Here is a 15,265-nt window from a genome sequence, read left to right as displayed (position 1 = left end):
ATTGTCGATATTCGAATGGATATCACTGCAGGCCGGAGCGCCGCCGTCCGGGGACGGCGGCGCTCAGCGTCGCGCATGTCACTCGCCGGTCATCGCGGCGTGCATGCGCAGGTACGGCTCGGCGTCCTTCGGCCTGTTCTGGCGCTGCAGCGTACGACCGAGGAGCAGGCAGGCGTACCCCTCCGCCGGGTCGCGCTCCAGCACCAGCCGGAGCTCGGCCTCGGCCCGGCCCAGCTGGGCCGAGTGGTAGTAGGCGCGGGCCAGCAGCAGCCGGGCCGCGAGGTTGTCCGGCGCGGCGGCCACCACCTGGGCCAGGATGCGGGCGGCCCCGATGTAGTCCTGGGAGTCGAAGAACCGGCGCCCGCGCTTGTACTCCTCGGCCAGCTTCTCGATCGGCATGTTCACTCCTGTCCGGTGTGCGGAAGGCGCTCGGCGGGGATGACGCCCAGGCGGCCGGCCTGGTAGTCCTCCATCGCCTGAAGGATCTCGGCGCGGTTGTTCATCACGAAGGGGCCGTACTGGACGACCGGCTCGCGGATCGGCTGCCCGCCGAGCAGCAGCACCTCCAGGTTCGGCTCGGCCTGCGGCTGGGCCGGGTCGGCGGCGACGGTGATCGCCCCGCCCTGGCCGAAGACGACCAGCTGTCCCTTGCGCACCGGCGTGCGCTCGTCCCCGGCGTAGCCGTGTCCGGCCAGCACGTAGGCCAGGGCGTTGTACGCCGGGTTCCACGGCACCTCCAGCCGGGCGCCGGGGCTCACCGTGGCGTGCACCATCGTGATCGGGGTGAACGTGACTCCCGGACCGGCGTGGCCGTCCAGCTCGCCGGCGATCACCCGCAGCAGCGCGCCGCCGTCGGCCGAGGCGAGCAGCGCCGCCTGGCGACCGCGGATGTCCTGGTAGCGGGGCAGGTGGAACTTGTGCGCCTTGGGCAGGTTGACCCACAGCTGGACGCCGTGGAACAGCCCGCCCGAGACCACCAGGTGCTCCGGCGGCTTCTCGATGTGCAGCAGGCCCGAGCCCGCGGTCATCCACTGGGTGTCGCCGTCGGTGATCGTGCCGCCGCCGCCGTTGGAGTCCTGGTGCTCGAAGATGCCGTCGATGATGTAGGTGACGGTCTCGAAGCCGCGGTGCGGGTGCCAGGGGGTGCCCTTGGGCTCGCCGGGCGCGTACTCGACCTCGCCCATCTGGTCCATGTGGATGAACGGGTCCAGCGCGGACTGCGGCACGCCGGCGAACGCGCGCCGTACCGGGAAGCCCTCGCCCTCGAACCCGCTGGGCGCGGTCGTCACCGACTTCACGGGCCGCCGCGTGACGGCGGCCGGGTCGGGCGCGGCGACGCGGGGCAGGGCCAGGGTGTCAGCGGTGATGGCGGGCATGACCCCTCCTGTTTGGTTGAAACTTCAATCGGTTGCTCGCCACAACGCATGGGTGCCTCCGGGCATTCCCGGCCGCGCGTACCTTTGGGTCATGCGATCTGCCGTCGTCGTTCCCGGCGGGAATTTCGGCCGCAGGCGGGCGTCACCTGGCGTCAGGGCGACGGTCAGCAGGACTCTCGCATGATGCGCATCAGCTCGTCGGGCCGCAGGGGCGGCTCCGGCAGCGGATGCGCCGCCGGGGCGCGGAACCCGTCGAGGATCAGCGCCAGATGCCGCCGCCACACCTCGGGCCGGACGGCGGTGGTGGCCTCGACCGTGCGGGCGATGCCCCACGTCACGAACACCATGTCCTCCAGCGTGCAGTCGGGTCGCAGCACCCCGGCCTCGTGCGCGCGGTCGATGATCCGCGACATCATCGCGTAGCCGAGTGCCGGGTCGCTGGCCGGCGTGGGCTGCGGGCCCCGGCGTGAGACGAGGTCGTTGTAGCCGCGGTCGGCGGCCTGCAGCTCGCACACCCGCTCCAGGAAGTGCACCAGCCCGCTCCACGCGTCCGGCAGCGACAGGGCGTGCTCCGAGATCCGCACCACGGTGGCGGTGCGGTCGCTGAAGACGGCGTCGACGAGGTCGTCGCGGCTCGGGAAGTGGTTGTAGAGGGTGCCGCTGCTCACCCCGGCCGTACGGGCGATCTCGTCGAGGGGGACGTCCAGCCCGCGGGCGGCGAACAGCTCTCTCGCGGCCGTCACCAGCAGGTCGCGGTTGCGCTGCGCGTCCCTGCGGAGCGGTCTGGCGGGGGTCGGCATGCGGCCCATCGTAGGCGAAGTTGAGAACGCTCCCAACTTGTGCGTATGCTTCCGGCACGGAACTTGGGACTGCAGTCAAGTTAGCTGAATGCATTAAGGAGTTGTCATGCCCAGAACTCTCGCCATCTTCGGCGCCGGCCCCGTCATGGGCCTGTCCCTCGCCCGCCGCTTCGGGCGCGAGGGCTTCCGGATCGCGCTCGTCGCCCGGACCAGGCAGAACCTCGACCACCTCGTCGCCGAGCTCGCCCGCGACGGCATCGAGGCGGCCGGATTCACCGCCGACGTCTACGAGCCCGCCCGGCTCGCCGCCGCGGTCGCGGCCATCAAGGAGGCGTACGGGCGGATCGACGTCGCCGAGTTCAGCCCCGGCGGCGGGAACATGGGGGAGGGGATCGCGGCGACGCTCGACGTCGACGTCGAGAACGCGCGGGTGATCCTGGACCGGTTCGTGCTCTCGGCGGTCGCCCTGGTGCGGCAGGTGCTGCCCGACATGGTCGAGCGGGGCGACGGCGCGATCCTGTTCACCGCGGGGCAGTCGGGGATCTACCCGACGCCGGGGCTCGGCAACGCCGGCATGGCGCAGGCGGCGCTGCGCAACTACTTCCACACCCTCAACGCCGAGCTCGCGGGCAAGGGTGTGTACGTGGGGGCGGTCAACGTGGGGGCGCTGATCGAGGGCAGCGTGCCGCACCGGGGGATCACCTCGTCCTCGGTGCCGCTCGAGTTCGAGCCGGAGGTGATCCACCCGGACGTCCTCGCGGACGGCTTCTGGGAGCTGTACGCGAAGCGGGACCGGGTGGAGGTGCTGGCGGGCAGCTTCGGCCAGTAGGCGGAAGGACGGTCAGGACGACTGGACGGGCAGCCCCGCGGCCGTCCAGTCCTCGATCCCCTCGCGGTACTTGCGCACGTCGGTGTAGCCCAGCGCGGTGAGCCGGCCGGCGACCTGGCCGCTGTTCGGGCACGCCGGGTTGGAGCAGTACGTGATGATCGCGGCGTTCTTGTCGGGCAGCAGCGCGGATGCCTGGGCGTCCACGTCGGCCGGGGCCAGGGGGACGGCGCCGGGGAGATGCTGCTTGGCGTAGTACGCGCCGCCGAGCGCATCGACCACGGTCACCGTGCCGGCCTCGATGGCCGCCGCGAGGTCGTCCCGGGTGATCAGAGCGGTCATGTCATTGCCTCCAGAATAAGTCGGACTGCGGTCCGGTTACGTGGGTAAGACGTTACCGGACCGCAGTCCGATTTTGCAATCTGGGGCGGGCGGCTCCTCGTTACTTGCCGAATCCGGCGGTCAGGCCGGCCAGCAGCTGGCGGCGGCCGACCACGTACAGGATGAGGATGGGCACCGAGGTCAGGACGACGGAGGCGAGCACCGCGGGCACGTTGATGCTGTACTGGCCCTGGAAGGTCCACAGCGCCAGCGGCAGCGTGCGCTGCTCGGGGCTCTGGGTGAGGATCAGCGGCAGCAGGAACCCGTTCCAGATCGTCAGGGCGTTGTAGATGGTCACCGTCACCACGGCGGGCCTGGTCAGAGGGAGTGCCAGGTGCCAGAGCGTGCCGAGCTCGCTGGCGCCGTCGAGGCGCATCGACTCGAACAGCTCCTTGGGGACGTCCCTGATGAAGTTCGACAGGATCAGCACCGACAGCGGGATCGCGAACGCGATCGACGGCAGGATGAGCGCCATGGGCGTGTCGTAGAGACCGAGCTTGATGATGATCAGGTAGATCGGGATGATCGTGGCCTGGTGGGGGATGGCCAGGCCCATGAGGAACGCCGAGTTGGTCCAGCGCAGGAACCGCCCCCTGCCGCTGCGGACGATCGCGTACGCCGCCATGAACGACACCGCCACGGCGGGCGCGACCGCGCCGACCGTGACGACGACGCTGTTCATGAAATATCGGATGAAGTCCGACTCGATGACCATCTGATAATTGGCCAGCGTGGGCTCGGCCGGCGGCACGAGGGGGTTCTCGACGTAATAGTTGCTCTGCGACTTGAAGCTGGTGATGACGATCCAGTAGATCGGCACGACCACGACCGCCAGCCAGAACCAGGCGACCAGCCCGCCCAGCCAGTTGGGGCGGCGGGTCACCCGTTTGGGGTCGGGAGCGGTGTGCCGCGCCGCCGCCTGCGAGGTGTTCTTCGCGAGGGTCGTCGTCATGTCAGGCACCTTCCAGCTGGCTGTGGGTCGCGTCCCGGCCGCCGAGGCGGCGCAGCAGCAGCGCCAGCGCCAGGCCCACCAGGACCAGGATGACGGCGATCGCGCTGGCCGGGCCCATCAGGTTGGCCTGGAAGCCTCTCTTGTACATCTCCAGGGCGAGCACCCGGGTGGCGTCCCCCGGGCCGCCGGCGGTGAGCACGAAGATGAGGTCGAAGAAGACCAGCGACCCCACGACCATCAGCGTCGAGGACGTGATGATCGTGTACTTGAGCTGGGGCAGGGTGATGCTGAAGAACATGCGGACCCGGCCGGCGCCGTCGATCTCGGCGGCCTCGTACATCGAGCGCGGGATCTGGCGCACGCCACCCTGGTAGATCAGCGAGTGGAACGGGATGAACTGCCACGACACCACGAAGATCACGACGCTGAAGGCGAGGACGGGCTCGCCCAGCCAGTCCTGCACGAGGATCGGGATCCCCAGCCCGGCGCCGAGCCCGAAGTTCGGGTCGAGCAGCGCCTTGTAGGTGATCGCGATGGCGGCCGAGCTGAGCAGCAGCGGGATGAAGTAGATCACCGAGAGCACCGTGCGGTAGCGCTGGAAGCCGGCCAGGAACGTGCCGAGCAGGATGCTCGCCGGCGTCTGCACCACCCACGACATCGCGATGACCAGGAACGTCACCCACAGCGCGTGCGGCAGGCCGGGATCGGAGAGCACGGCGCGCCAGCTGTCGAAGCCCGCCGGACGGATCTCGCCGAGCCCGTCCCAGGCGGTGAAGCTGAGCACGAAGACCCCGATGAGCGGGATGACGCCGAAGCCGACGAAGAGCAGCAGGGCCGGTACGGCCAGCCAGGCCAGGCCGCGCCCCTGGCCGCCGGGCACGGCGGCCAGGGGCGCGTTTCCCCTGGCGGAGATCGGGGGGACCGTCACTTGCCTATGACCTCGTTGAGGTTCGTGGCGAACTGCTGCGGCGAGACCGACAGCTGGAACAGCTTGGCGATGTTGTCCAGCAGGACCTCGGCCGCGGTCGGGCTGAGCGCCTGGTCCCAGGACTGCTGGAAGGACTTGGCCTTGCTGGCGGTGTCGTAGACGAACCGCTGCCACGTCCCGTCGAGGTCGGTGCCGAACTGCGAGTCGGTGCCCTTGACGATCGGCACGAAGCCGTTGCTGGCCCAGTCCTTGTTCTGTGCGTCGGAGTTCATCTCGGTGGCGAGGAACTTCTTGACGATCTCCTTCTCCGCCTCCGACGCCTTGGAGGAGATCGACATGTACTGGGCCGGGTTGCCCACGGTGTCGCTGGGGTCGCCCTTGCCGCCGTCCACCGGCGGGAAGTTCATGTAGCCGAGGTTGCCGCCCTTGACGAAGTCGCCGCCGGTGTCGCGCATGTTGCCGTACGTCCAGCCGCCGTGCAGCATCATCGCGGCCTTGCCCGTGTACAGCAGCGCCTGGTCGGCGTTGGAGTCGGCGGTGATCGAGGAGAAGCCCTTGATGAAGCCGTTCGCCTTGATGAGGTCCTGCATCTTGGTCAGGGCGTCGATGGCGGCCGGGTTGCTCCAGGCGTCCTTCTCGCCGTCGAAGACGGCCTGGAAGACCTCGGGGCCGGCGATGCGGTCGAAGAGGAACTCCAGCCACATCATGTTCGTCCAGCGCGACTGGCCGCCGAGGGAGAACGGCGCGACGCCCGCGGCGTTGAACTTCTTGACCAGGTCCATGATGTCGCCCCAGCTCTGCGGGGGCTGCGCGCCGACCTTCTCGAAGACCTTCTTGTTGTAGAAGAGGACGATCGGCGTCACGGCCTCGACCGGCACCGCGTAGATCTTGCCGTCGACCGTGGCCGCGTTGAAGGAGGACGGGAACAGCTTGTCCTTCAGGGCCGCGTTCTGGTCGAACCAGGAGGTGAGGTCGTCGACCTGGCCGGCCTGCACGTAGCTCTTCAGTCCGCCGCCGCCCCAGCCCCAGATGATGGTGGGGGCCTCGCCCGCGCCGATCGCCGTCTTGATCTTGGTCTTGAAGGCGTCGTTCTGGAACATCGTGGTCGCGAGCTGGCCGGTCGGGTTGGCCTTGTTGAAGCGCTCGACGGCGCGGGTGCGGATGCCTTCCTGTGGCTGTCCGGTGAGGTACCAGTAGGTGGCCTTGCCGCCACCGCTGCCGCCACTTGTGGTGCTGCCACCCCCGCCACCGGCGCCGGCCTGGGTCGGCCCGGAGCCTCCGCAGGCGGTCAGGGCGGCTCCGAGGGGAAGGCCCATGGAGAGGCTGAGGAAGGTGCGGCGAGAAGTTGACCTGTGCTCCACGCTGATCTCCGTACTTGAACGCCGGGGGGTTGGCCGCGCGGCTCGTTGATCTCGGATGGTGGTGGCGGGCGGCCGGGGACGCGGCGCCTGCCGATGCCGCTCGTCACGTCTCCTTTGAGTGAGCTCGTCGAAACATTTGCGACATACCGCGTGGTCCGTCAATTTAGGTTTCGACCATGGGCCTGTCAAGACCGTCGTATCCGGGAATCTGCCCTTTCGAGCAGCGCGTGTGTAAAGTACTCAGGCGCGGCGTTCATCTGGTCGTCTGTAAATCGGGGACGCTTGCTCGTAGGCCACTCGACGACATCGAAACATTTCGAAATACTCACGGCGGGAATCGGCTTTAAGGAGAGCAGATGACGGCTCTGGATCGGACCCCCGCGATGGACGGCGTGCTCCGCCCGTGGCAGGACCCGGCGCTTCCCGTGGCCGACCGAGTCGAGGCCCTCCTCGCGGAGCTGACCCTCGAGGAGAAGGTCGGCCAGCTCGGCAGCCGGTGGTTCGGCAACGACATGCAGCACGAGCCGGCGCAGGACGCCGAGACGCTGAACGTCGCCCCGATGCAGGACGTGTTCACGGCCTCCGGCACGGTCCCCCTCGACGAGGCCGTCAGGCACGGGCTCGGCCACCTGACCCGGGTGCACGGCAGCGCCCCCGTGACCGCGCGGGAGGGCGCCGCCGAGGTGGTCAGGCTGCAGCGGGCCGTCGTCGAGCGCTCCCGGCTCGGGATCCCGGCCATCGTCCACGAGGAGTGCCTGACCGGGTTCACCACGTACGGGGCGACGGTCTACCCGGCGGCCATCGCGTGGGGGGCGACGTTCGACCCCGGGCTGGTGGAGCGGATGGCGGCCGCGATCGGCCGGGACATGCGGGCCGTGGGCGTGCACCAGGGCCTTTCACCGGTGCTGGACGTGGTGCGCGACTACCGGTGGGGCCGGGTCGAGGAGACGATGGGCGAGGATCCGTACCTCGTCTCCATGCTCGGCGCCGCGTACGTGCGCGGGCTGGAGAACGCGGGCATCATCGCCACCCTCAAGCACTTCGCCGGATACTCCGCCTCCCGGGCGGCCCGCAACCACGGGCCCGTGCCGATGGGGCGGCGCGAGCTGATGGACATGATCCTGCCGACGTTCGAGACCGCCATCGCGCTGGGCGGCGCCCGGTCGGTGATGAACTCCTACTCCGACGTGGACGGCGTGCCGGCCGGAGCCGACCCCTGGCTGCTGACCGAGGTGCTGCGCGAGGAGTGGGGCTTCACCGGGACGGTCGTGTCGGACTACTGGGCGATCCCGTTCCTGGCGAGCATGCACCGCGTCGCCGCCGACACCGGCGAGGCGGGTGTCCAGGCCCTCACCGCGGGCATCGACGTCGAGCTGCCCGACACGCTCGGCTTCGGCCCGCACCTGGTCGAGCGGGTACGCGCCGGCGAGCTCCCCGAGTCGCTGATCGACCGGGCGGTGCGCCGGCTGCTCACCCAGAAGGTGCAGCTCGGGCTGCTCGACCCGGACTGGACGCCCGAGAAGTCCGTGTCCGGGGCGGATGACGTGGACCTCGACTCGCCGGGCAACCGGGCGCTGGCGCGCGAGCTGGCCGAGCGGTCGATCGTCCTGCTCGACGCCGGCGACGCGCTGCCGCTGCCTGCCGGGCCGCGCCGGATCGCGGTCGTCGGGCCGTGCGCCGACGATCCGCGGACGTTCATGGGCTGCTACGCCTTCCCCAACCACGTGCTGCCCCGCCACCCCGCGCTCGGGCTCGGCATCGAGGCGCCCAGCCTGCTCGACGGGCTGCGGGCCGAGCTGCCGGAGGCCGAGCTCGTCCACGAGCGGGGCTGCGAGGTGCAGGGCGACGACCGCTCCGGGTTCGCCGCCGCGCTCGAAGCGGCGCGCGGGGCGGACCTGTGCGTGGTGGCCGTGGGCGATCTCGCCGGGCTGTTCGGCCTCGGGACCTCCGGGGAGGGTTGCGACGCCGACGACCTGCGCCTTCCTGGGTTGCAGGAGGACCTGGTGGCCGAGCTGGCCGCGACGGGCACGCCGGTCGTCGCCGTCGTCGTCGCCGGCCGCCCGTACGCGCTGGGCCGGGTGCGCGCGGGCGCGGCGGCGCTCGTCCAGGCGTTCATGCCCGGCGAGGAGGGCGGCGCGGCCGTCGCCGGCGTGCTGTCCGGCCGGGTCCAGCCGTCGGGCAGGCTGCCGGTGCAGATCCCGCGCGGGCACGGCGGGCAGCCGGGTACGTACCTGCAGCCGCCGCTGGGCGCCGACAGCCAGGGCATCAGCAACCTCGACCCGACCCCGCTCTTCCCGTTCGGGTACGGCGCCTCCTACACCAGCTTCGAGGTCGGCGACCTGCGGATCGGCGACGCCGAGGTGCCCACGGACGGCGAGTTCGGCGTGGCGGTCAGCGTGCGCAACACCGGGGACCGGGCCGGCGAGGAGGTCGTCCAGCTCTACCTGCACGACGTCGTCGCCCAGGTCACCCGGCCGGTCCGGCAGCTGACCGGGTTCGCCCGGGTCCGGCTGGAGCCCGGGGCGAGCGCCCGCGTGACCTTCCGGGTGCACGCCGACCGGACGGCCTTCACCGGACGAGATCTGAGGCGCATCGTGGAGCCCGGGGACCTCGAGGTGCTCGTCGGCACGTCGGCGGCCGACCTGCCGTGCCGGGGCACGGTACGGCTGACCGGCCCGTCCCGGGTCGTCGGCCACGACCGGCGCCTGGACACCCCCGTGTCGGTCGAGCGTGAAAGGGGAGTCGATGCCGTCCAGTTCTAGACGCGCCACGCTGGCCACGGTCGCGGCCTCGGCGGGCGTGTCGGTGGCGACCGTGTCCAAGGTGCTCAACGGCCGCAGCGACGTGGCGCCGACCACCCGCTCCCTCGTGCAGTCGCTGCTGCGGGAGCACGACTACATCGCGCCGTCGCCACGCCGGGCCCCGGGCACGGACGGGCCGGTCGCCACGGACACCGTCGAAGTGCAGTTCGACGACGACTTCAGCACCTACTCCACGGAGATCATCCAGGGTGTGGTGGCGGCCGGGGCGGAGCTCGGCGTCGGGATCGTCGTCAGCGTCAGGAAGAAGATCGACCACCCCGCCGCGTGGGCCGGCGACCTGGCCGCCGCCGGGCGCCGGGCGCTGATCTGCGTCACGTGCGACCAGCTGAGCACCCGGCAGCTGGCCGCGCTGTCCCGCGTCCGGCTGCCGCTGGTCGTGATCGACCCGCTCCACCTGCCGCACGCCGGCGTGACCAGCGTCGGCTCCACCAACTTCGCCGGCGGGCTGGCCGCCACCCAGCACCTGCTGTCCCTCGGCCACCGGCGCATCGCCTACCTCGGCGGCCCGGCCACCGCCGCCTGCCACCAGGCCCGCCTGCATGGCTACCGTGCCGCCATGGAGGCCGAAGGGGTGCCGGTGCCGCCCGCGTACACGCGCTCCGGGCACTTCCGCTACGAGGACGGACTCGAGTACGGCGGGGCCGTGCTCGACCTGCCGGAGCCGCCGACGGCGATCTTCGCCGGCTGCGACGAGAGCGCGCTGGGCGTCATGGAGGCCGCCAGGGAGCGGGGCCTGCGCGTCCCGCAGGACCTGAGCATCGTGGGGTTCGACGACACCCAGATGGCCCGGATGGCCTCCCCGCCGCTGACCACCGTCCGCCAGCCGCTGCGCGAGATGGGCGGCGTGGCGGTGCGTACGGCGCTGCGGCTGGCGGCCGGCGAGAAGATCGACTCCCACCACGTCGAGCTGGCCACCGAGCTGGTCGTCCGAGCCTCCACGGCGAAGCGCGTCTGACGTGGATTTTGTCAGGCGCCTTGCACATATTCCGTAAGGCGCCTTACGATTCTTCGGGTGATCAACGACTCCGCCGCCCAGCCGCCCTCCTACGCCGAACTCCACGCCCGGTACGGCACCCCGCTCGGCGTCGAGGAGGCCCGCGCCGGCTGGGGGACCATCGTCAAGGCCGCCAGGAACGGTGAGACCATCCTGGTCACCCGCGAGCGCTGGGAGTGGGCCGCGCTCGTCCCGCTCTCCCAGGTGTCCGGGATCCTGAGCGGGCTCCCGCTCGTGCCGCTCTCGACGGCCCGGGCCAAGCTCGGCGACCTCGTCCGGCAGGTCACCCAGCCGTACGACGAGAGCCCTGTGCTGCTGGGCCGCCACCGCACCCCCGTGGCCGCCCTGATCTCGGCCCGCGACCTGATCAACCGGGCCGCGCCCCCGTCCAGGACGGACGCCGAGACCATGCTGCTCGACGGGCACGCCGTCACCCTCACCTGCGACCCGGACGCCCCGGCCGGTCCGGTCTTCTCCGCCGTGGCCGTCGACCGCGAGGGCGGGGTCGTCGCGGCGGGCTCCGGCGCCGACCTCCGCGAGGCCCTGCGCGCCCTCACCCCGACCCGGGATTGACCGGCCCCCGCGCCGGCCGTTGTTACGATCCTTCCCATGCACAGCGCGGAAGCCGCAGTCGACGGAGAGGACGTGCGCCGGGTCGTGGCTCTGGCCGTCGACGCCCTGAGGGACGCGGATGCCGATGCGTGGGAGGCCAAGGCGGGGACGCTCGAGTGGACCTGCCGGGAGACGCTCGAGCATCTGGCCGACGACCTGTTCACCTACGCCGCGAGGTTCGGGCTCGCCGAGCCGCCGACGACCGCGCTGTTGCCGTTCCGGACGAGCAGCGACCGGAGCGGTGGCCCGGCGAACGTCATCTTCGCCGACCGGGCCGCGGGTGCCGACGGCCTGCTGACCATTGTGGAGGCGTGCGGAGGCCTGATGGCGTCCGTCCTGCGCACCGCCCCCTCGGACACCGTCGCCTACCACGTTTTCGGGCCCTCCGACCCGGAGGGTTTCGCCGCCATGGCCGTTGTCGAGGTCCTCGTGCACACGCATGACATCGCTCAAGGGCTGAATCTGGAGTGGTCGCCGCCGGGGGAGTTGTGCTCCCGGGTCCTGAACAGGCTCTTTCCCCACCATGCCGCCGTTGACGGTGACGCCTGGGAGGTCCTGCTGTGGGCGACCGGGCGCACCGCTCTCCCCGATCGCCCACGGCTCACCGAGTGGCGCTGGTACGGCACGCGGGGGGCGAGTTGAGCGCGGGCGGGGCGGCTCCGTACCCGGTCGGCGCCACGGTCCTCGTGGTGCCCGTGCCCGAAGCCGAGCCGGTCGTCGGCGGCCAGCGCGCGTTGTTCGACCCGTCGGCCAGGTACGGCGTGACCGCGCACGTCACCGTGCTCTATCCGTTCCTGCCACGGCCGGAGATCGGGGACGGGACGCTGGCGGAGCTGGCGGGGCTGTTCGCCGCCCACCGGCCCTTCGAGGCGGCCTTCACCGGTTGCGGCCGCTTTCCCGGCCTGCTCTATCTGGGGCCGGAGCCCGCCGGGCCGTTCGCCGCTCTCACGCGGAGCGTGACCGGCAGGTGGCCGGCGCTGCGCCCGTACGGCGGCCGGTACGGCGAGGCCGTCCCCCACCTGTCCGTCGGCTACGGCGACGACGAGGTCCTGAACGGCGTCGAGTCCGCCGTGGCGCCCGGACTGCCGTTCACCACCCGCGTCACCGCCGTGGACCTGGCGAGCTTCGACGGGCTCCGCTGGACGCCCGTCACGCGCTTCCCGCTACGCCAAAGTCGGATATTTCAGGAATGAGAACAGCCTCAGGGGTTGTGGAAGGCGACCTCCGGGTTCGCCGGTGACGGGCCGTCGAGCAGCGGCTGCTTGCGGCCCTTCAGGTGCTGGTCGAAGAAGGCGCCGACATAGGCGCGGGTGATCTCCAGCGAGCGCCGTGCCGGGAGGGCGTCGGGGCCCGACAGGCCGGCGGCCTGCTGCAGGATGGACAGGTCGGTGAAGCTCGCGTGGTCGGTGGCGGCCACCGTGAGCCAGCGCTTCCAGCCGCTCATCTTCGTCCAGCCGTCATCCCAGGTGTGGTCCTTGCCGGGCACGTGGTCGGACCGGCTGCCCATCAGCAGGAAGGGCCGGTCGAGCGGGACCGCGGGGTGGAAGGTGCCGTCCAGGTTCACCCCGGCGCGTACGCGCCTGTCCACGGCCATGGTGGCGGCACTGGCGTCGCCGCCGAGGGAGTGGCCCGCCATGCCGATCCGCTTGGGGGCGATCATGCGGGCGTTCTTCCAGGCGGGATGCCGGCCGGTCAGCTCGTCGAGGACGAAGGCGATGTCCTTGGTGCGGTTCGCGGTGATGGCCGCCTGCCCGCCTTCCGGCGGTTTGGGCTGGTCGCAGAGCGGGGCGCAGGTGATGGTCCGGCCGTCGGGCAGGGTCGTGCCGGAGGACTCGTAGGCGTGGTCGACCAGCGCGACCACGTACGCGCGGCTGGCCAGGTCCTCGGCCAGGAAGGTGAGGCTGGCGCGCGGGAGCCCGAGGCCGGGGGAGAGCACCACCAGCGGGTAGCGGCCCTGCTTGGGCGGCGCTCCTGCGCGGGCGTAGGTGCGGGTGCCGCTGACGACCTCGGCGGGGATCTTCGCGCCTGGGGCCTTGCGCTGGAGCAGGGAGGCGGCCTCGGCGGTGGTCATGTACGGAGCGGGTCCGCCGGTGGCCGAGCGGGCGGGATAGTACATCGAGACCATGAGCCGGCGCAGGCCCGACTCGGGGACCCAGGGGTCCTTGCGAGCGCTGTCGACCAGGGGCAGGATGTCGCGGCCGACCGGGTTCGGGCCGGTCGGGCGGGGCAACTCCAACTGGATGGAGGCCGAGGCGGCGGCCGCTGTGCCGGGGGCGGCGGTCAGGGTGAGGCAGGCCGTCAGCGCGACGGCGGGCAGGCGGAACTTCATCGGATTTCCTTTCGTACGGGTCACACGTCGCGGCGACGTACGACGATCAGGGTCAGGGCGGCGGCGACGAGCGGCCACAGCGCGAAGGCCGCCCACGAGCCGGCCACCGTGGGCAGGGCGGGGTCGTCGCGGAGCAGGGGCAGGCCCAGGCAGGTCCGCCAGACGTAGAAGGGGACCAGGGCGTACAGGTCGTTGAGCCACTGGTGAACGGTGGGCCGGAAGAAGGTGGGCACGATGACCAGCGCGGCGCAGACGGTGACGACGGCGGCGGCGGTGTGCCGCGCCAGCGCGCCGATGCCCATGCCGGTCAGCGCCGACACCGGGGCGAGCAGCGCGTTGGCGGCCAGGACGCGCAGCACGCCGGGGTCGCCGAGCGAGACGGCGACGCCGCGGCCGGACAGGATGGCCTGGCTGACCCCGAACGTTCCCCCGGAGATGAGCGCGCCGGTCGCGAGCGTCACGGCGGCGGTGACGGCGAGCTTGGCCGCCACGACGCGGTGGCGGGCCGGGACGGCCGTGAGCGTCGTGCGGATGAGGCCGGTGGCGTACTCGCCGACGATGGTCAGGGCGCCCAGGCTGCCGGCGCCGATCATGAGCATGGAGGCGGCCAGGCCGCTGAACGCCTCGCCCAGCGGGTCGAACCTGGCCCTCTCCATCGCGGTGAAGCCGGGCCAGCTCTGGTAGGTGTCGAGGCTGCTCTGGGCGGCCAGGGCGACGATGGCCAGCGTGCCCAGGCCGAGCAGCCACGAGGTCGAGCGCAGGGACCAGAGCTTGATCCACTCGGCGGCGAGCAGGTCGCGGAAGGTGCCGGAGCTCGTCGTGAGATCACCGGCGGGTCTGGTGGTCATCATCGGAGGCCACCGGCCGGGTGATCGGCGGGTCTGGCGGTTATCGCGGGGTCGCCGGTCCGGTGGTCGGCGGGTCTGGCGGTCATTGCGGGGTCGCCGGTCCGGTGGTCGGCGTGCCCGGAGGTCATCGCGGGGCCGCCGGCCCGATGCTCGGCGTGGCCGGCGGTCAGCTCCATGAACGCCTGCTCCAGCGAGGCGGTCCGCGGCGCCAGCTCGTACAGCATGATCCGGCGCCGATGGGCGAGCTCGCCGACGCGGGCGGCGCTCAGCCCGGTCACGGTCAGGGCGTCGCCGCCCTCCGGCCGCACGCGCGCCCCCTCCAGGCTGAGGACGGCCGCCAGCTCGGCGGGGTCGGGGGTGCGTACGGTGACGGACGCGCCGGTGCCGCGGGCGGCGAACCCGGCCAGGCTCTCCTCGGCGATCAGCTCGCCGCGGCCGATGACGACGAGGCGGTCCGCGGTGTGCTCCATCTCGCTCATCAGGTGGCTGGAGACCAGCACCGTGCGTCCTTCGGCGGCCAGCCGCCGGAACAGGCCGCGCACCCAGAGCACGCCCTCCGGGTCCAGGCCGTTGATCGGCTCGTCGAACATCAGCACCGGAGGGTCGCCCAGCAGTGCGCCGGCGATGCCGAGTCGCTGGCGCATGCCGAGCGAGAACCCGCCGATCCGGCGGCGCGCCACCCCCGCCAGCCCCACCTCCTCCAGCACCTCGGCCACCCGGCGCCGGGGCAGCCCGTTGCCGCGGGCCAGCGCGCGCAGGTGGGCGCCCGCGGTGCGGCCGCCGTGCACGTCGCCGGCGTCCAGCAGCGCGCCGACGTGGCGCAGGCCCGCCGGGCGGCGGCGGCCGTCGATGGTGGCGCTTCCGGACGTGGGACGGTTCAGGCCGAGGATCATGCGCAGCGTGGTGCTCTTGCCGGCGCCGTTGGGGCCGAGGAACCCGGTGACGTGCCCCGGCCGCACGGTGAACGTCAGGCCGTTCACCGCCGTCACCGCGCCGTAGCGCTTGGTCAGTCCGTTGACTTCGATCACCTGGCCAA

At 71.8% G+C, this 15,265-nt stretch carries 16 protein-coding genes; 6 read left to right on the top strand and 10 right to left on the bottom strand.

Features of this window, described 5'->3' with window-relative positions; translation table 11 throughout:
- Nucleotides 1-78 precede the first annotated feature (78 nt).
- From AB0J87_RS62060 to AB0J87_RS62050, 3 genes are all read right to left on the bottom strand, one after another.
- Entirely contained in the window at nucleotides 79-399 is a 321-nt protein-coding gene (locus tag AB0J87_RS62060; RefSeq protein WP_363985093.1) for a tetratricopeptide repeat protein, read from the bottom strand.
- A 2-nt stretch (nucleotides 400-401) separates the two neighbouring features.
- Nucleotides 402-1,376, bottom strand: a complete 975-nt coding sequence (locus AB0J87_RS62055) for a pirin family protein (protein ID WP_350741083.1) — start codon at nucleotides 1,374-1,376, stop codon at nucleotides 402-404.
- A 164-nt stretch (nucleotides 1,377-1,540) separates the two neighbouring features.
- The gene (locus AB0J87_RS62050; RefSeq protein WP_363985091.1) at nucleotides 1,541-2,176 is read right to left on the bottom strand and encodes a helix-turn-helix domain-containing protein; all 636 of its coding nucleotides are present in this window, start codon (nucleotides 2,174-2,176) and stop codon (nucleotides 1,541-1,543) included.
- Between the two features lie 106 nt (nucleotides 2,177-2,282).
- On the opposite strand from AB0J87_RS62050, the gene AB0J87_RS62045 reads away from it, so the two are divergent.
- Complete coding sequence (locus AB0J87_RS62045) at nucleotides 2,283-3,005, top strand: SDR family NAD(P)-dependent oxidoreductase (protein WP_363985089.1); 723 nt, start codon at nucleotides 2,283-2,285, stop codon at nucleotides 3,003-3,005.
- A 12-nt stretch (nucleotides 3,006-3,017) separates the two neighbouring features.
- Here AB0J87_RS62045 and AB0J87_RS62040 read toward each other — a convergent pair whose 3' ends face one another.
- The 4 genes from AB0J87_RS62040 to AB0J87_RS62025 all read right to left on the bottom strand — a co-directional run bounded on the left by AB0J87_RS62040 (nucleotide 3,018) and on the right by AB0J87_RS62025 (nucleotide 6,579).
- The gene (locus AB0J87_RS62040; RefSeq protein WP_350741077.1) at nucleotides 3,018-3,344 is read right to left on the bottom strand and encodes a rhodanese-like domain-containing protein; all 327 of its coding nucleotides are present in this window, start codon (nucleotides 3,342-3,344) and stop codon (nucleotides 3,018-3,020) included.
- Between the two features lie 100 nt (nucleotides 3,345-3,444).
- Complete coding sequence (locus AB0J87_RS62035; RefSeq protein WP_363985087.1) at nucleotides 3,445-4,335, bottom strand: carbohydrate ABC transporter permease; 891 nt, start codon at nucleotides 4,333-4,335, stop codon at nucleotides 3,445-3,447.
- Nucleotide 4,336: 1 nt separating this feature from the next.
- The gene (locus AB0J87_RS62030) at nucleotides 4,337-5,263 is read right to left on the bottom strand and encodes a sugar ABC transporter permease (protein WP_363985085.1); all 927 of its coding nucleotides are present in this window, start codon (nucleotides 5,261-5,263) and stop codon (nucleotides 4,337-4,339) included.
- Nucleotides 5,260-6,579, bottom strand: coding sequence for an extracellular solute-binding protein (locus AB0J87_RS62025; protein WP_363985083.1), 1,320 nt, complete (start codon nucleotides 6,577-6,579; stop codon nucleotides 5,260-5,262). The genes AB0J87_RS62030 and AB0J87_RS62025 overlap by 4 nt, the downstream gene beginning before the upstream one ends.
- Before the next feature lie 401 nt (nucleotides 6,580-6,980).
- Between AB0J87_RS62025 and AB0J87_RS62020 the strand changes: the two genes are divergently transcribed.
- From AB0J87_RS62020 to AB0J87_RS62000, 5 genes are read left to right on the top strand one after another with little or no spacing between them, the layout of a single operon-like run.
- Nucleotides 6,981-9,386, top strand: a complete 2,406-nt coding sequence (locus tag AB0J87_RS62020; RefSeq protein ID WP_363985081.1) for a glycoside hydrolase family 3 N-terminal domain-containing protein — start codon at nucleotides 6,981-6,983, stop codon at nucleotides 9,384-9,386.
- Nucleotides 9,370-10,401, top strand: coding sequence for a substrate-binding domain-containing protein (locus tag AB0J87_RS62015; RefSeq protein ID WP_363985079.1), 1,032 nt, complete (start codon nucleotides 9,370-9,372; stop codon nucleotides 10,399-10,401). The genes AB0J87_RS62020 and AB0J87_RS62015 overlap by 17 nt, the downstream gene beginning before the upstream one ends.
- A gap of 57 nt (nucleotides 10,402-10,458) precedes the next feature.
- Nucleotides 10,459-11,013, top strand: coding sequence for a type II toxin-antitoxin system prevent-host-death family antitoxin (locus tag AB0J87_RS62010; RefSeq protein ID WP_363985077.1), 555 nt, complete (start codon nucleotides 10,459-10,461; stop codon nucleotides 11,011-11,013).
- Between the two features lie 36 nt (nucleotides 11,014-11,049).
- Entirely contained in the window at nucleotides 11,050-11,694 is a 645-nt protein-coding gene (locus AB0J87_RS62005) for a maleylpyruvate isomerase N-terminal domain-containing protein (protein WP_363985075.1), read from the top strand.
- Nucleotides 11,661-12,245, top strand: a complete 585-nt coding sequence (locus tag AB0J87_RS62000; RefSeq protein ID WP_363985073.1) for a 2'-5' RNA ligase family protein — start codon at nucleotides 11,661-11,663, stop codon at nucleotides 12,243-12,245. Before AB0J87_RS62005 ends, AB0J87_RS62000 begins: the two co-directional genes overlap by 34 nt.
- 8 nt (nucleotides 12,246-12,253) lie before the next feature.
- Here the strand turns inward: AB0J87_RS62000 and AB0J87_RS61995 are convergent, their stop codons facing one another.
- The 3 genes from AB0J87_RS61995 to AB0J87_RS61985 are packed head-to-tail and all read right to left on the bottom strand — an operon-like array spanning nucleotide 12,254 to nucleotide 15,257.
- On the bottom strand, nucleotides 12,254-13,381 hold the full coding sequence (locus AB0J87_RS61995) for an alpha/beta hydrolase (protein WP_363985071.1): 1,128 nt from the start codon (nucleotides 13,379-13,381) through the stop codon (nucleotides 12,254-12,256).
- Between the two features lie 20 nt (nucleotides 13,382-13,401).
- On the bottom strand, nucleotides 13,402-14,232 hold the full coding sequence (locus AB0J87_RS61990) for a hypothetical protein (RefSeq protein WP_363985070.1): 831 nt from the start codon (nucleotides 14,230-14,232) through the stop codon (nucleotides 13,402-13,404).
- The gene (locus AB0J87_RS61985; RefSeq protein WP_363985068.1) at nucleotides 14,229-15,257 is read right to left on the bottom strand and encodes an ATP-binding cassette domain-containing protein; all 1,029 of its coding nucleotides are present in this window, start codon (nucleotides 15,255-15,257) and stop codon (nucleotides 14,229-14,231) included. Before AB0J87_RS61985 ends, AB0J87_RS61990 begins: the two co-directional genes overlap by 4 nt.
- Between the last annotated feature and the right edge of the window lie 8 nt (nucleotides 15,258-15,265).

This window comes from Nonomuraea sp. NPDC049625 (genome assembly GCF_040675285.1).
GTDB classification, from domain to species: domain Bacteria; phylum Actinomycetota; class Actinomycetes; order Streptosporangiales; family Streptosporangiaceae; genus Nonomuraea; species Nonomuraea angiospora_A.
The sequence above is the reverse complement of the archived record's forward strand: the minus strand, read 5'-3'. Positions and strand labels throughout refer to the sequence as shown.